This is a genomic window from Prosthecobacter sp., assembly GCF_014879935.1.
Lineage (GTDB): Bacteria > Verrucomicrobiota > Verrucomicrobiia > Verrucomicrobiales > Verrucomicrobiaceae > Prosthecobacter.
Genome location: NZ_JACSRD010000059.1, coordinates 1 through 13148, shown reverse-complemented (window position 1 = coordinate 13148; position 13148 = coordinate 1). Strand labels below are relative to the sequence as shown.

The following is a 13148-nucleotide window of genomic DNA, read 5'->3' as shown; positions in this document are numbered from 1 at the left end:
GAGAAGCTGGAAATGAAGTCGGCGGCGAATGTGAGCCAGCAGCTGAGGCGGCTTGACGTTAAGGCTGCGATCAAGAAAGTGCCCGAGGAGATGAAACACTTCCTGGAGGAAGCCGATGACAGGAACCCGTGAACGCCGTCTTTTTGTGAAGCAGTTGCACCCTGACCGGTTCCCCCCCCCGTTTCCCTGCCTGCACCCATCCACCACCGTTGGGCCAACCTTTAGGGCGAGGGGAGCATTTCTGGAGCTCGGCAAAACAAAACAAACCGAGGCCAAGACCAGCTATGCCAAGCATCAGCTTTCCCATGGAGGCGCATCCGCCCATACGGTCAATGCGACGTTCGTCAGTCATGGCATGGTTTTACCCCATGACCAGGACATGTGTCGAGCGCGCTGATGAAAGTCGGCAAACCGTTGGCGCTACCTTTTCGCACACGGTTCTCAAACGGGGCCTGCCGCTGCGTGGCGGTGGTTGAATGAGCTGATCGGAGCGTTGAGGCGGTGATGACGAATGACGAATGACGAATGACGAATGACGAATGACGAATGACGAACGGCGGAGGAAATCTGATCGTGCACCGACCACTCCGTCAAAAGGCCCCCGCGACCCCAGGGGCCTGCTTTGAGCCGGAGCGTGAGACAGGCGGGTGGAGCGGAGGTCCGGCGCTCCGGGAATCTGGACATGGCCTTACTTCACGATCTTGCCGCCGAGTGAGAGGATGCGTGCTTTGCCTTTGGCGTCCTCGGCCTCGGCGATCTGGCCGTTGCTGACATACATCTGGGAGAGCGCGGTCCAGGCGAGGAGGTCGTTCGGTTGCAGCGTGGTGGCCATCAAACCGGCGCCGATGGCTTCCTTGACCTCGCCAGTGCGCAGCAGCGCCATGCCGAGCGCATGCCAGCCGTCGAAGAAATCGGGCTTCAATTCAACGCAGCGGCGGTAAAGCGCGATGGCCTCCGGCAGTTCGCCCAGAGCGACATGGCCGCTGGCCTCATCGAACAGGTCTTCGACGTTGGCGGACGCGTCGCTCATGGGGAAGGGGCTTCAGGAGACGCCGAGCTTGGTCTCGACCTTGGCCTCGTCGTGCTTCTGCTGGAACCAGGCCTGGAAGAGATTCATGCTTTCCTGGCGGGAAAGGGATTCGACCTGGTTTTTGCGCACATCAGCGCTGTCGGGGCGCTTGCGCAGTTCCTTGGTCTTCACGTAGATGAGCAGCGTGCCTTTGTCGTAATCGACGGCGTTCGAGACGGTGCCCACCGGCGTCTTCGCGGCCTGACGTGCGATGAGGAAGCCGTTCGGCACGTCCTGCGGCGGATTGGCGATGTCGATGTCCGGCAGGGGCTCGAGGGCGAGCTTCTTGTCCTTGGCGAGGTCCTCGATCTTCTTGCCGGCCTTGAGGCCGTCGTTGAGCGCCAGCCGGGCTTCGTTCACGGCCTTGGTGCGCGCTTCATCGGCTTTCTGGCCGGCCAGCGTGTCCTTGATCTTGTCCTTCACCTCGGCCAGCTCCTGCTGCTTGGGCTCCTCGATCTTGGTGACATCGAAGATGTACCAGCCGTTGGTGCCTTCGACGGCTTCCGGCGCGGTCGTGGAGTCGGCGGCACGGGCAAAGACGAGTTCCAGCAGGTTGCTCTCCGCCTTGAGCGCGGCCGGGGGCTCGCCCTGGGGGAAGGGGGGCACGGTTTCGACCTTCTCCTTCGTTTTGGCGGCGGCCTCGGCGAATTTCATGCCCTTGGCGGTGAGATCGTTGAAGGCATTCACGCGTTGCATGACCTTGGCCTGCTCCTTCTGGCGCTCTTCCAGCGGCTTCTTGTCGAGGTCCTTGGGATTCTCAAAGAAGACGTAGCTGACGCCGCGCTTTTCGAAGGTCTTGTACTCGTCCTTGTTCTCCTCGTAGTACTTTTTGATCTCCTCATCAGTGACCGTGGCTGCTTTTTTGAAGGCCTCGGTCTCAAAGGCGATCTTGGAGCCTTTGAAGGTGTGGTAGTTGCTGGCGTATTGCTTTTCGGAGGCGATTGGGGAGGCCACGTAGCTGCCGGTGACGAGTTCCTGGAGCTTCTGCAGGCCGATGGTGTCCTTCATGATGCCGAGCAGGTCATCACGCTCGAAGCCCATGGAGCCGGCGTTCTGCTCGAGCATCTGGGCGCGGGACTCGTCGTATTTGCCATTGTTTTGCAGGGCAGGGAGCTTCTTCAGCTCCTCGATGGCCTCGGCGTCGCTGACGCGGATGCCCATCTGCTCCATGAGATGACGTGCCACGAAAAGATTGGCCAGGCGGTTGATGCCGCCGCCGCCGAAGCCGCCGTCGCCGGAGAGCATCATGAGCATGGAGGGGAGCTCATAGGACTGCATGTAGAACTGCGCGAACTGGAGGGAGCGGTCCGCACGCTGTACATCGCCGATGGTGTAGTCCTTGCCGAACACGGTCATCGCGTGATCCGTCACCTGCGCCCTTCTTTCATAGTGACTGTCACTGCGCCAGCCTCCCCATACGGAGAAGGAGATGATGATGATGATCGTCAGTGTGATGAGGAATGCGCCACGATGATGGCGGAAGAAGGCGAGCATGAGGAGTCGGGGCGGTTGAAAGGGCGCGCAATAAGGCATCCGGGGGCGATGCGGCAACCGGAAAGTGGTGAAGGCGGCTTTCGGATGCGTCCGGGGAATAATCCGGCGTCGATTCTTGACAACCCGTGTGCCCGGCACACTTCATGCGCTCCCTTTTTCCGCCGTTCGCGACCCCCCCCATGCCCCAGGCTCCCACCAAACGTTACTGGATCATCCGTTCCTCCTCCATTCACAACCGCGGCATCTTCGCCCGCCGCGACATCCCGAAGGACGAGCCCATCATCGAATATGTCGGCGAAAAGATCACCAAGGCGGAGTCCAGGCGCCGGGGCGACGCCCTGATGAACAGGTCGAAGAAGACCGGTGGCGCGGCGGTGTACGTCTTCACCCTGAACCAGCGGCATGACATCGATGGTGCGAGGGGCCGCAATCCGGCGCGGTACATCAACCATTCCTGCGATCCGAACTGCGAGGCCTACATCATCCGCGGCCGCATCTGGATTCATTCCCTGCGCGACATCAAGGCCGGGGAGGAGCTGACCTACAACTACGGTTTCGACGTGGACACGTGGGACGAGCATCCCTGCCGCTGCGGCTCGAAACGCTGTGTCGGCTTCATCGTGGAGGAGAAGCAGTGGCCGAAGCTGCTGAAAAAGCTCCAGAAGCTCGAAAAGGACGCGAAGAGCGGCAAGCTGAAGCTCAATGGCACGAACGGCCACGCGACACCGCTGGCGGAGCGGAAGAAAAAGACGAAGGCGGCCTGACCGGCGCCGCGCGGCTCAGATCCGCCGCTTCTCGCGCTCCAGCGCACGGGCGGCGGCGCTGTTTTGAAAATGCGTGACCGCCGTGGCCAGGGCGTCGGCGGCGTCCGCCTCCGGCGTCTCGCGCAGGCGTAGTTGCGCCCGGATCATGAAGGCCACCTGCTCCTTTTGCGCAGCTCCGCGGCCCACGGCGGCCTGTTTGATCTCGCGAGGTGCGTATTCATAGATCGGCAGGCCGTGCTCGGCCGCGGCCAGCAGGCAGGCACCGCGTGCGGTGCCCAGCACGATGGCGGTCTTGAAGCTCTGCACGAAGATCGTCGATTCGATGGCGCAAACCGTCGGCGCGTGCTGGCGGATCACGTCCTGCAATCCTTCACGAATGGCGACGAGGCAGCCGGAGGGCAGCAGATTCGGCTTGTTGTGAATCACGCCCCAGGCCAGCGCCCGGAGCTGGCCGCCCGATTGCTCGACGACGGCCCAGCCTGTTTTCCGCAATGCAGGATCGATGGCGAGGACGCGTTCGCCCGGGCTGACGGCCGGAGTTTCAGCGGAACTGCGGACGATGCGTGCCATCAGTGGCGTTTGGGCGTTCCGCCCTGGCCCAGGCGGAACAATTGATCCGCCGAGATCGCCCCGGAGCCGAACAACAGCAGCGTCAGGGTGATGAAAAGATAAAGCCAGGCCGCCTCGACATGCGCGGGACCGTTCTGCGGCAGCAGCATGAGGGCGGTGATGATGATCGGCAGGAACAGGGCGGCGAACAGGCGGGTGAGGAAGCCGAGAATCCAGCTCAGGGCCACACTCGCCACGATCACGGCGATGGCGGGCGCGACGAGATGGGCATAGGGCACGCCGGCGGTGTGAAAGGCGGGCACCCAGTCCCAGGGCTGCTCCTTCCAGAAGAAGCGATAGGCGCTCAGCGCCTCATTGAACCCATGGCGGGTCATGAGCAGCACACCCGCGCCGATGCGGAGGATGGCCGTGGTTTTGAAAAGGGAACTCAAGGGACTCTGCGCCGCGGCGGGCGCTCCTCCGGTGTATTCGAGCATGGTTCGAGACTCAGATGTCGGGTGAAAGGGTGATGATGTCGCCAGCCTGCGGCTCCCAGCGTTGGTCTGCGGTTTCCAGCGAGGTGAAGAAGTGCCGCTGGCCGTGGCGGGAGATGTAAACGCCGTGCGCGGTGGAGCCGGTCTTCCGGCCGCCGACGACATTCACGAGCTGGGCCACGGTCATGCGCTCGAAGGCCGGGATGAACTGCGGCTCCCGGATGTCGCCATTGATCGAGATGAGCGGGACATTTTCCACCGACACGATCTGCACGGTGATCGGGCGGGTGTTCCGGCCGGCCACGCGGAACACGGCCGCGATGGAATCCGCCGCCTGGGTGAGATGCTGGCCGCCCACGCGTGCGGTGCCCACGTTTCCGAGCGCCAGCAGCCCTTCGGTGTCCACCATCACGATGCCGCGATAGATGCGATCTGGATCGCGGGCGCCTTCATACACCTCGAGGCGGACGGTGTGGCCGAAGCCGAGCGTGCCGCGTGAATTGAAGGGCACATCCGGGTCCTCGCCATCCACCTTGTCCTTCTCGGCCATGCCGGGGATGATCCGGGCCACGGTGTTCATGCTCGGAAGCTTGGGCAGCTTTGGCATCGGCGGCACCGGGATCTTCTTGATCAGACCGCAGGAAGCCAGCACGAAAATGGCCGTGGCGGGCAGCAGGATGGATGAAAGGCGGGGCATGACGGGTTGGAAATCGAATCGCCATCATGGAGGCACGCTGTGCGATCGCAAGGAGCTTTCACCCGGGACCCGCACAAGCCTGCGACCCGCCTTTCAAATGACGCCAGGATACGCATCGAGCGCCTCTTTCGCCGAAGCCGGACGGTCGGCTGGCTGGCGGCTGATCAGGCGCTCGATCCATTGAATCGTCGCCGCTGGCAGATCCGGCCGCAGGGGCGCGAGCGGCTTCACCCAATGACGGAGGTGCGAAACGACCACCTGCGGGGCCAGTTCACCCTCGAAAGGATGCCGCTGCGTCAGCGCATGGTAAAACACACAGCCCAGCGCATACACATCCGCCCGTGCATCGACTGCGCCGCGCTGGAACTGCTCCGGCGCCATGAAGTGGATGGAGCCTGGCAGGCCGTCTGCGGGCTCCACGCCGTCATTCACCCCGCGAGCCAGGCCGAAATCGAGAATCGTCACCCGGAACCCGCCTTCGGGCCGTGGACTCAGCATCAAGTTCTCCGGCTTCAGATCGAGATGGAGGACACCGGCCGCGTGTGCAGCGCTCATGCCCGCCAGCGTCTGCCGCACGAGGGAATCGAACGTTTCAGGCTTCAGGGCGGCCTGTGTCACCGCCGCATCGAGCGTCCCGCCCTGGATGAACTCCATGGCCATGAAGGCGATGCCGTCTTCCAGGCCTGAATCGAGTACTTCGACGATGTTCGGGTGCCGGAGTTCTGAAAGCAGCCGTGCTTCATGCAGGAAGCGGTCGATGGCGACGGAATCCGCCGCTTTGTCGGCCCGCAGCCGTTTCAGCGCCACCACGCGTCCGGTTCGTCTGTCCCTGGCCTTGAAAACGGTTCCCAGCCCGCCTTCACCGATCGGAGCCAGGAGTTCGTAGCGCTCGTTCATCGGCGCGGACGCTGGCACTTTCAGCCTTTCCCGCAATGAAACTTTCGCTCGGCTTCTCCGCTGTGCTAAACTGCCGCTTCCATCATGCCGCTGCTCTCCGTCCAAGACCTCCGGATCCATTTCCCCGTGCGCGGGGGCTGGTTTGGCCGTGCCACCGATGTGATCAAGGCCGTGGACAAGGTGAGCTTTGACGTGGAGGAAGGCAGCACCGTGGGCCTTGTCGGCGAAAGCGGCAGCGGGAAGTCCACCGTGGCGCGTGCGCTGCTCAAACTGCTGCCCGTGACCAGCGGCAGCGTGAAGTATCGGGATCGCGAGATCCTGACGATGCCCGAATCGGAGTTCCGTCCGCTGCGCAAGGAGATGCAGATGGTGTTTCAGGATCCCATCGGCTCGCTGAACCCGCGCATGACGGTCGAATCGATCCTGGCCGAGCCTTTGCAGATTCATTTTCCAGAGAAGACACGGGATGAACGCCGCGAAGTCTCCTCCGCGTTGCTCAAAAAGGTCGGCCTGCCCGACGACTCGCTGCAACGCTATCCGCACGAGTTCAGCGGCGGCCAGCGCCAGCGCATCGGCATCGCACGGGCGCTCGCGGTGCAGCCGAAGTTTCTCATCTGCGACGAACCAGTCAGCGCACTCGATGTGAGCGTGCAGGCGCAGATTCTGAACCTGCTCAAGGATCTCCAGGAGGAGTTCCAGCTCACGCTGCTCTTCATCGCCCACGATCTCGCCGTGGTGCGTCACATGAGCGACCGCATCGTCGTCATGCACCATGGAAAAATCGTCGAGCAGGGCGATGCCGAGCAAGTTTGCGAGCATCCGCGCCACGACTACACCCAGAAGCTGCTCGATGCCGTGCCCGTGCTCTCATAGCGGGCTGCTCCCGCTTCCTTCCGGACTCTCTTTTTCACGCCCCTCATGACACCGCTTTTCAAGAAATTCCTCGGCATGAACTGGCTGCTCGTGCTGAACATCGCCGGGCTCATCGTCTTCGGCGTGTATGCCATCTTCAATGCTTCCGCGCACAAGGAGGAGGCGGAGTTTGCCTTCAAATGGCGTGATCAGATCCGCTGGGTCATGTTCGGCCTGCCGTTCTTCTTCGCTGCCTCGTTGATCGACTACAAATGGGTGCGCTGGGCCTGTCTGCCGATGTATCTCGCCGGCATTGGCGGTCTCGTGGCCGTGCTCCTCATCGGGGTGGAGATCGGCGGAAACAAGGCGTGGATCCGTGTCGGTGGTCAGATGATCCAGCCGTCCCAGTTCGCCATCATGTCCGGCATCCTCATCCTGGCCGTGATCTTTGGTGAGCTGCCGCGTCTGCTGCCAGTCTTCCGGCGTCCGTGGCTGCGCATCATGCTGGCCGGGATGCTCGCAGGTGTGCCGGCGGTCATGGTGATCAAGGAGGACTTGGGCTCCGGTCTCGTCTGGGGTCCGGTGTTCCTGTCCATGATGCTCGTCGGCAGCATTCCGTTCCGTTACATGATCACCATGCTGCTGGGTGTCGTGAGCGTGGTGCCGCTGGTCTATGTGTTCGCTCTCAAACCTTACCAGCAGGCCCGCATCAATTCGACGTGGTACATGGTCACAAACCAGCTCGACAAGGTGGACCTGCAAAACGAGGGCTGGGTGGCCAAGCATCTGCAGATCGCCGTTTCCACCGGCGGATTGGAAGGGAAGGGGCCTGAATCGAAGAAGGTTCCTGACCAGGCCTCGATTCACCGCACCTTCTTCCCGCACGAATCCATCAACGACTTCATCTTCGGCGTCATCGCCGAGGAGTTCGGCTTCCGCGGCTCCGTGCTCGTGCTTTCTGGCATGCTGCTGCTGCTGCTCCAGAGCGTCTTCGTCGCGTTTTGCGCCCGGGATCAGCTCGGGCGCTTGATCGTCATCGGCGTGGTCGCGATGTTCTTTGTCCACACGTTTCAAAATGCGGGCATGAACCTCGTCATGCTGCCGGTCATCGGCCTGCCCATGCCTTTTGTCAGCTACGGCGGAACCTTCGTCGTCGTGACCTTGTTCCTCATGGGCATGGTCCAGAGCGTCTGGGTGCACCGGAACATCTCCGCCGTGAAGAAGAAGCGCTCTGTCAATGGCCCCCGCCATGACGAAGATGAGGAGGAGTGATTCTCAAACCGCTTCACGATTCAGCCGCCCCGGCCAAACCAGGGCGGCCGTCATCAGCGAACTGAATCCTGAGACCCGCGAACGGCCTCACACAATCTCCCAGCCCTTGCGATAGTCACGGCGCACCATCTTGTCGGCAGTCTCGTTGTTCGGGATCTTCAAGGCGGGAGCGTCCCAGGTCAGCGACTCGTTCGGGAAGACACTGGCCAGGCAGCCGAGCAGCACCGCTTCCGTGAGCGGACCGGCGTAGTCGAAGTTGGCGCTGGGCTTCTTGTCGCCCTTCAGGCAGCAGTCGATGAAGTCGAACCAGTGATTGCGCGGCTCCAGCTTCGGATACTTGAAGCCCGTGAACTTGTCCTTCGGGAACAGCATCGGCGTGGAGCCGTGCGGGTGCAGCAGAACGCCGTCGGTGCCGAGGTAAATCGTGCCTTGGCCCGGGAACTTCGCCACATCACCGGCCAGCGCCATTACCTCGGCTGGCGGACGGGCATCGCCATCGGTCCAGGTGACCTTGATGCTCTCGCCTGCGGTGAACTTCGTGCCTTTGAAGGTGTATTCGACCACGGCATTGATCGCCCAGTTGTCCTTGTTCGGTGCTGGGCCACGTGACACGACGGAAATCGGAGCCGCGAGATCGAGGGAGCGAAACCAGCCGCTGAACATGTGGCAGCCCATGTCACCCAGCGTGCCGGTGCCGAAGTCACGACGCTTCCGCCACTGTCCGGGATGATCGTAGCCCTTGATGTAGCTGCGCTCGGAAGCCACGCCCAGCCACTTGTCCCAGTCGAGTTCGGCAGGGATCGGATCGCTCTTCTCCGGACGCGCCTCCATGTCCCCCCACTTCTTGTTCGAGAATGTGTGCGCCTCCTTCACCTTGCCGATGGTGCCCATCTGGATGAGCTCCACCGCGAGACGCTCGGAGAAATCGGAGGAAATCTGGATGCCCATCTGTGTCATCACGCCCTTGTCACGCGCACGCTCCACGAGCTGGCGGCACTCCCACAGGTTGTGCGCCAGCGGCTTCTGCCCATACACGTGCTTGCCCTTCGCGATGGCGGCGATGCCGATGCTGCCGTGCATGTGGTCCGGGGTGGACACGTTCACGCTGTCGATGTTGCCCGCCTCCTTCTCCAGCAGCTCACGCCAGTCCTGATAGACCTTGATGTCCGGCCACTTCTCCTGCGCCTTCTTGAAATTGCGCGTGTCCACATCGCACACAGCCACCAGTTCCCACATCGGATGGTTCGTGAGCTGGCTCATGTCCGCCCAGCTCATGCCGCTGCCGCCAAAGGCCGCGTGCCGCAGCTTGCCGTTCGGAGAGGCGGCCCGCATGCCGGTGGTGACCCACGGGGCGGCGAAAAGGGTGGCGGCGGACTGGCGGATGAAATGGCGGCGTGATTGCATGTGTTCGGGTGGGCGAGGTTGAGCGCGAAAATACGTTGCGCATGCCGCGCATCTTCCGTTTTCTCCATCGCAAATCCCATGAGCGATCTCCACGACCGACTGCAAGCCATCCACGAGCGAATCCATGCCGCCGCGACCCGCAGCGGACGTGATCCGGGCGCGATTGAACTGCTCGCCGTCTCGAAAACCTTTCCCGTCGAGGCCATTCGCGACGCCGTGGATGCCGGGCAGCTCGTCTTCGGCGAGAACAAGGTGCAGGAACTCCTCGCCAAAGCCCCGCAACTGCCATCCCACCTCCAATGGCATCTCATCGGCCATCTTCAGTCCAACAAGGTGCGCAAGATCCTGCCAGCCGTGAAATACATCCACAGCATCGGCTCGCTCGATCTCGCCCGCGATGTCGATCGCATCGCCGCCGAGCTCGGTTTGTATCCCAAAGTCTATCTGGAAGTCAATCTGGCCGCTGAGAGCAGCAAACACGGCTTCAGCCCCGCACCATTGCGCTCCACCCTGGAAGACCTCTACACACTGCGTCGCCTGGAGATCCAGGGCCTCATGTGCATCCCGCCCTTCGACCCCGATGCTGCCAAAAGCCGCCCTTACTTTGTGCAACTGCGCGAACTGCGTGACGAGCTCGAAAAAGCCGGCGGCGCCCCGCTGCCCCTGCTCAGCATGGGCATGAGCCACGACTTCGAAATCGCCATCGAGGAAGGCGCCACCATCGTCCGCGTCGGCAGCGCGATTTTTGGGGATCGTAAGGCCAGAAGCATCGCGGCTTGACCGTGGGGCCAGTCTTTTGACACTCACCGCCCTCATGAACCGCCTTCTGCTTCCCCTCCTTCTCGTCACCACCGTCTCCTTTGCTGCTGATCTGCCGAAGGTTCCTTCCAAGCCCATCGCGGTGAAGAAGGAGGTGCTGTTTGCGGATGATTTTCAGGGAGCCGAGCCGGCAAAGGTCTGGCACAAGGTGGTTCCGACGTTTGTGGTCGAGAACGGGGCGCTGAAGGGCACGCAGACGCGTGATGTGACGATCCCCGCGGCCGATGGGAAGCCGGAGATCCGGGCGCATGCCGCTGTTCATGGGCTGGAAATCCCCACTCAGGACAGCGTGGTGGAGTGCCGCATCAAGTTCGAGGGTGCCACGATGATCGATGTCGAGTTCGACGACCGCAAATTCACCGGCTGCCACTACGGCCACATCTGCCGTGCCCAGGTGCGGCTGAATGGCGTGACGATCATCGACGAGAAGGACGGCAACATGCGCAACGACATCTATGAGATGAAGAAGGACCCGGCGAAGAAGGCCGAGGTGGCGAAGCTGCTCGTCGGCCGTCAGGTGACCTATCCGGCGAAGCTGGAGACCGGGAAGTGGTACACGCTGGTGGTGGAAACCGTCGGTGACGCGATGCGCGTGACGATTGATGGCAAGCCGGCCGCCTATTTGAAGTCCTCCGGCATCGCCCATGCCACGAAATCCAAGATCGAACTCGGTGTGGCGGGCAAGGATGGCTACTTCGACGACATCAAGGTCTGGAACGCCGAGCCTGCGAAGCGCTAATTGCTTCCACCTCAAATTTTCGGAACGCGGACGGTGCTGATCACCGCCGAGCCGCTGATGGCATAAAGGAGGGTGAATGGATGCAGCAGCAGACCGCCGATGTGCCATTCGCCCAGCCAGAACTGCGGCCCGGTCCTCCCGGTGAAGTGCAGCGCGGCCAGCAGCAGCACGATGAACACGCTCGTGGGAATCGGCGTGCCTTCAAAATACCGCACCTTACCTGATTCATCCGAGAGTGCGTCCGCCGTTGCATTGAACCGGGCCAGGCGGCTGATGCCGCAGGCGACGAAATAGAGCAGCAGCACCACATCACCCGCGCCGCGCAGTCCCAGGGCGAAGCCAAGCGCTGCCGGTGCCAGTCCGAACGACACAACGTCGGCCAGCGAATCGAGATCGGCCCCGAGAAAGGACGAGCGCCTCCGCCAGCGTGCCACACGGCCGTCGGCGAAATCGAGAATCAGGGCAATCGGCAGCAGCGCCAGCGCCGTCACGATCCAGCGGCTCTCCAGCGTGACCAGATACTGCATGGCGGCCAGCACGGAGCCGGTGCCGCAGAAGCCGTTGCCCAAAGTCAGGAGGTCCGCCGCGACGAACGAACGGATCATCGAAAAAGGCCGTGGCAACGCGGTCACCACGTCCACAGGGTGCTCGCCGGGATGGTCTGGAGATGGAGACGATGTTTGCATGCAGAGCAATCGCTCCCGGGTCCGCCGGTGCTCCTGGCATTATGCGGAACTCTTGAAGGAAAACACGAGGGCCGGACTTTTCTTGGCATGGCAGGGTTTCATGAGCGATTGAGGAGACCTTCACGCCCGACCATGCCTGAACCCGTCCCCACCCAACGTGCCGACAAATGGCTGCATCACATCCGGGCGTTCAAGACACGTTCACTCGCCACACAGGCCTGCGCGAAGGGCAATGTGACGCTCGGCGGCCAGGTGGTGAAGGCCTCCCGCGATTTGAAGCCCGGTGACGTTTTGGAAGTCGTGCGCGGGGATCTGCGACTGCGCCTCAAGGTGCTCGCCTTTCCGCCGCAGCGCCTCGGTCCGCCACGGGTGCCGGAGTATTGCGACAACCAGACGCCCGACGAGTGGTATCAAAAAGCCAGCGAACTGCGGAAGGAGAAGGCGCTGATCACGCCGCACGAGCATGAAATGATCGCGAAGCCGGACAAGAAGCAGCTCCGCGAGCTGCGGAAGTTCTGGGAAGAGCAGGAGGGATGAGCCGGCCTTGATGCGTTGCTACCGATCCACCGGCCTGCCAGGCCGTGTTTGAACCTCTGCCGCTGAGCGGCAGCCGTCTCGTTGCCCGGCCTTTGAAGGCCGGGAGAGATGCGGGTGATCGCGTTGAGTCATGACCCGCGTCGCAGCGCGACGCCCGACCCCGTCCTCTCGACGCGCCAGGTTCGCGTGTCGCTCTGCGACACCGGATGCCTTGGGGCGTGCCGCCGTTGGCTGTTCCCGGCCTTGAAAGGCAAGGCTGCGGCACATTCGTCGCTCCGCGACTTCCAAACCGGTTTTCAAACACGGCCTGGCCCAGCAATCCATTCCACGGACGCGCCGCAGCGTCCTGCCGTCCAACAGCGAACCTTCCCAGCACGAACGCGGCGCATCCGCTCCCCGTTCCATCCTCCGTAGCAAGACTGCGAAGGATGAAAGCAAACTGCTGTCCGCATTAACGAAGAAGGCTCAGGGGGAAGGCGTCCGGGGTGCGGAAAAGAGTCGTCCGCAGCCAGGGTCTGGGGGGCATTCTAGAAAAAGAGTTTTCTGATGCCAAAGGAGGCTCCCCTGGCTCCAGAAAAGAGTTTTCCGAGCCCTCCGGACCTTATCCCTGCTACCCCACGCGCCCCTCTCCAACCTCGATCCCACGGTCGTTACTGTGACGTTTACCGCGCACCGAGAAGCTTTCCTGGTTTCATTTTCCGAGTAGCCACGGCCAATGCCATTGGTTGGCTCGTGGGTTCATTTGCTGCGCAGCCCGACGAAGGAGGAACCTTGTTTCGCTGCTTTTATTTTTTGTTCGGTTGGCACTAGTGGTTCGGAACGGCCAAGTCGAGGGGGGAAAAGCGGTGCCGTGGTGGTAAAAGAGGTGCATGGCC

14 protein-coding genes are annotated in these 13148 nt (G+C 62.3%); 6 read left to right on the top strand and 8 right to left on the bottom strand.

The window, feature by feature from the left end; genetic code table 11:
* Positions 1–688: 688 nt before the first annotated feature.
* The gene (locus IAE77_RS01930; RefSeq protein WP_294221009.1) at positions 689–1030 is read right to left on the bottom strand and encodes a tetratricopeptide repeat protein; all 342 of its coding nucleotides are present in this window, start codon (positions 1028–1030) and stop codon (positions 689–691) included.
* A gap of 12 nt (positions 1031–1042) precedes the next feature.
* Positions 1043–2563 (bottom strand): peptidylprolyl isomerase, encoded by a 1521-nt coding sequence (locus IAE77_RS01925; RefSeq protein WP_294221007.1) that lies wholly within the window; start codon positions 2561–2563, stop codon positions 1043–1045.
* A 179-nt stretch (positions 2564–2742) separates the two neighbouring features.
* Here IAE77_RS01925 and IAE77_RS01920 point away from each other — a divergent pair, with 179 nt between their 5' ends.
* The gene (locus IAE77_RS01920) at positions 2743–3327 is read left to right on the top strand and encodes an SET domain-containing protein-lysine N-methyltransferase (RefSeq protein ID WP_294221004.1); all 585 of its coding nucleotides are present in this window, start codon (positions 2743–2745) and stop codon (positions 3325–3327) included.
* Between the two features lie 15 nt (positions 3328–3342).
* On the opposite strand, the gene ruvC is transcribed toward IAE77_RS01920, so the two are convergent.
* The 4 genes from ruvC to IAE77_RS01900 all read right to left on the bottom strand — a co-directional run bounded on the left by ruvC (position 3343) and on the right by IAE77_RS01900 (position 5964).
* The gene (ruvC, locus tag IAE77_RS01915; RefSeq protein WP_294221001.1) at positions 3343–3897 is read right to left on the bottom strand and encodes a crossover junction endodeoxyribonuclease RuvC; all 555 of its coding nucleotides are present in this window, start codon (positions 3895–3897) and stop codon (positions 3343–3345) included.
* Complete coding sequence (locus IAE77_RS01910; RefSeq protein WP_294220998.1) at positions 3897–4373, bottom strand: hypothetical protein; 477 nt, start codon at positions 4371–4373, stop codon at positions 3897–3899. The genes ruvC and IAE77_RS01910 overlap by 1 nt, the downstream gene beginning before the upstream one ends.
* A gap of 10 nt (positions 4374–4383) precedes the next feature.
* The gene (locus IAE77_RS01905; protein ID WP_294220995.1) at positions 4384–5067 is read right to left on the bottom strand and encodes a hypothetical protein; all 684 of its coding nucleotides are present in this window, start codon (positions 5065–5067) and stop codon (positions 4384–4386) included.
* 93 nt (positions 5068–5160) lie between these two features.
* Positions 5161–5964 (bottom strand): serine/threonine-protein kinase, encoded by an 804-nt coding sequence (locus IAE77_RS01900; protein ID WP_294220992.1) that lies wholly within the window; start codon positions 5962–5964, stop codon positions 5161–5163.
* A gap of 84 nt (positions 5965–6048) precedes the next feature.
* Between IAE77_RS01900 and IAE77_RS01895 the strand changes: the two genes are divergently transcribed.
* Both IAE77_RS01895 and IAE77_RS01890 read left to right on the top strand, forming a co-directional pair.
* Complete coding sequence (locus IAE77_RS01895; protein ID WP_294220989.1) at positions 6049–6837, top strand: ATP-binding cassette domain-containing protein; 789 nt, start codon at positions 6049–6051, stop codon at positions 6835–6837.
* 45 nt (positions 6838–6882) lie between these two features.
* Positions 6883–8088, top strand: coding sequence for an FtsW/RodA/SpoVE family cell cycle protein (locus IAE77_RS01890; protein ID WP_294220988.1), 1206 nt, complete (start codon positions 6883–6885; stop codon positions 8086–8088).
* Between the two features lie 87 nt (positions 8089–8175).
* Here IAE77_RS01890 and IAE77_RS01885 read toward each other — a convergent pair whose 3' ends face one another.
* Positions 8176–9492 (bottom strand): Gfo/Idh/MocA family oxidoreductase, encoded by a 1317-nt coding sequence (locus tag IAE77_RS01885; protein WP_294220986.1) that lies wholly within the window; start codon positions 9490–9492, stop codon positions 8176–8178.
* Positions 9493–9570: 78 nt separating this feature from the next.
* On the opposite strand from IAE77_RS01885, the gene IAE77_RS01880 reads away from it, so the two are divergent.
* Both IAE77_RS01880 and IAE77_RS01875 read left to right on the top strand, forming a co-directional pair.
* Positions 9571–10272, top strand: coding sequence for a YggS family pyridoxal phosphate-dependent enzyme (locus IAE77_RS01880; RefSeq protein ID WP_294220984.1), 702 nt, complete (start codon positions 9571–9573; stop codon positions 10270–10272).
* A 34-nt stretch (positions 10273–10306) separates the two neighbouring features.
* Positions 10307–11050 (top strand): hypothetical protein, encoded by a 744-nt coding sequence (locus IAE77_RS01875; RefSeq protein ID WP_294220982.1) that lies wholly within the window; start codon positions 10307–10309, stop codon positions 11048–11050.
* Positions 11051–11061: 11 nt separating this feature from the next.
* Here IAE77_RS01875 and IAE77_RS01870 read toward each other — a convergent pair whose 3' ends face one another.
* On the bottom strand, positions 11062–11655 hold the full coding sequence (locus IAE77_RS01870; protein WP_345780952.1) for a CDP-alcohol phosphatidyltransferase family protein: 594 nt from the start codon (positions 11653–11655) through the stop codon (positions 11062–11064).
* 213 nt (positions 11656–11868) lie between these two features.
* On the opposite strand from IAE77_RS01870, the gene IAE77_RS01865 reads away from it, so the two are divergent.
* On the top strand, positions 11869–12273 hold the full coding sequence (locus IAE77_RS01865; RefSeq protein ID WP_294220976.1) for a S4 domain-containing protein: 405 nt from the start codon (positions 11869–11871) through the stop codon (positions 12271–12273).
* The last annotated feature ends 875 nt before the right edge of the window (positions 12274–13148 follow it).

Coding starts and splice junctions, on each gene's coding strand:
- IAE77_RS01930 (WP_294221009.1), bottom strand. CDS start 1,030: ATGAGCGACGCGTCCGCCAACGTCGAAGACCTGTTCGATGAGGCCAGC.
- IAE77_RS01925 (WP_294221007.1), bottom strand. CDS start 2,563: ATGCTCGCCTTCTTCCGCCATCATCGTGGCGCATTCCTCATCACACTG.
- IAE77_RS01920 (WP_294221004.1), top strand. CDS start 2,743: ATGCCCCAGGCTCCCACCAAACGTTACTGGATCATCCGTTCCTCCTCC.
- ruvC (WP_294221001.1), bottom strand. CDS start 3,897: ATGGCACGCATCGTCCGCAGTTCCGCTGAAACTCCGGCCGTCAGCCCG.
- IAE77_RS01910 (WP_294220998.1), bottom strand. CDS start 4,373: ATGCTCGAATACACCGGAGGAGCGCCCGCCGCGGCGCAGAGTCCCTTG.
- IAE77_RS01905 (WP_294220995.1), bottom strand. CDS start 5,067: ATGCCCCGCCTTTCATCCATCCTGCTGCCCGCCACGGCCATTTTCGTG.
- IAE77_RS01900 (WP_294220992.1), bottom strand. CDS start 5,964: ATGAACGAGCGCTACGAACTCCTGGCTCCGATCGGTGAAGGCGGGCTG.
- IAE77_RS01895 (WP_294220989.1), top strand. CDS start 6,049: ATGCCGCTGCTCTCCGTCCAAGACCTCCGGATCCATTTCCCCGTGCGC.
- IAE77_RS01890 (WP_294220988.1), top strand. CDS start 6,883: ATGACACCGCTTTTCAAGAAATTCCTCGGCATGAACTGGCTGCTCGTG.
- IAE77_RS01885 (WP_294220986.1), bottom strand. CDS start 9,492: ATGCAATCACGCCGCCATTTCATCCGCCAGTCCGCCGCCACCCTTTTC.
- IAE77_RS01880 (WP_294220984.1), top strand. CDS start 9,571: ATGAGCGATCTCCACGACCGACTGCAAGCCATCCACGAGCGAATCCAT.
- IAE77_RS01875 (WP_294220982.1), top strand. CDS start 10,307: ATGAACCGCCTTCTGCTTCCCCTCCTTCTCGTCACCACCGTCTCCTTT.
- IAE77_RS01870 (WP_345780952.1), bottom strand. CDS start 11,655: ATGATCCGTTCGTTCGTCGCGGCGGACCTCCTGACTTTGGGCAACGGC.
- IAE77_RS01865 (WP_294220976.1), top strand. CDS start 11,869: ATGCCTGAACCCGTCCCCACCCAACGTGCCGACAAATGGCTGCATCAC.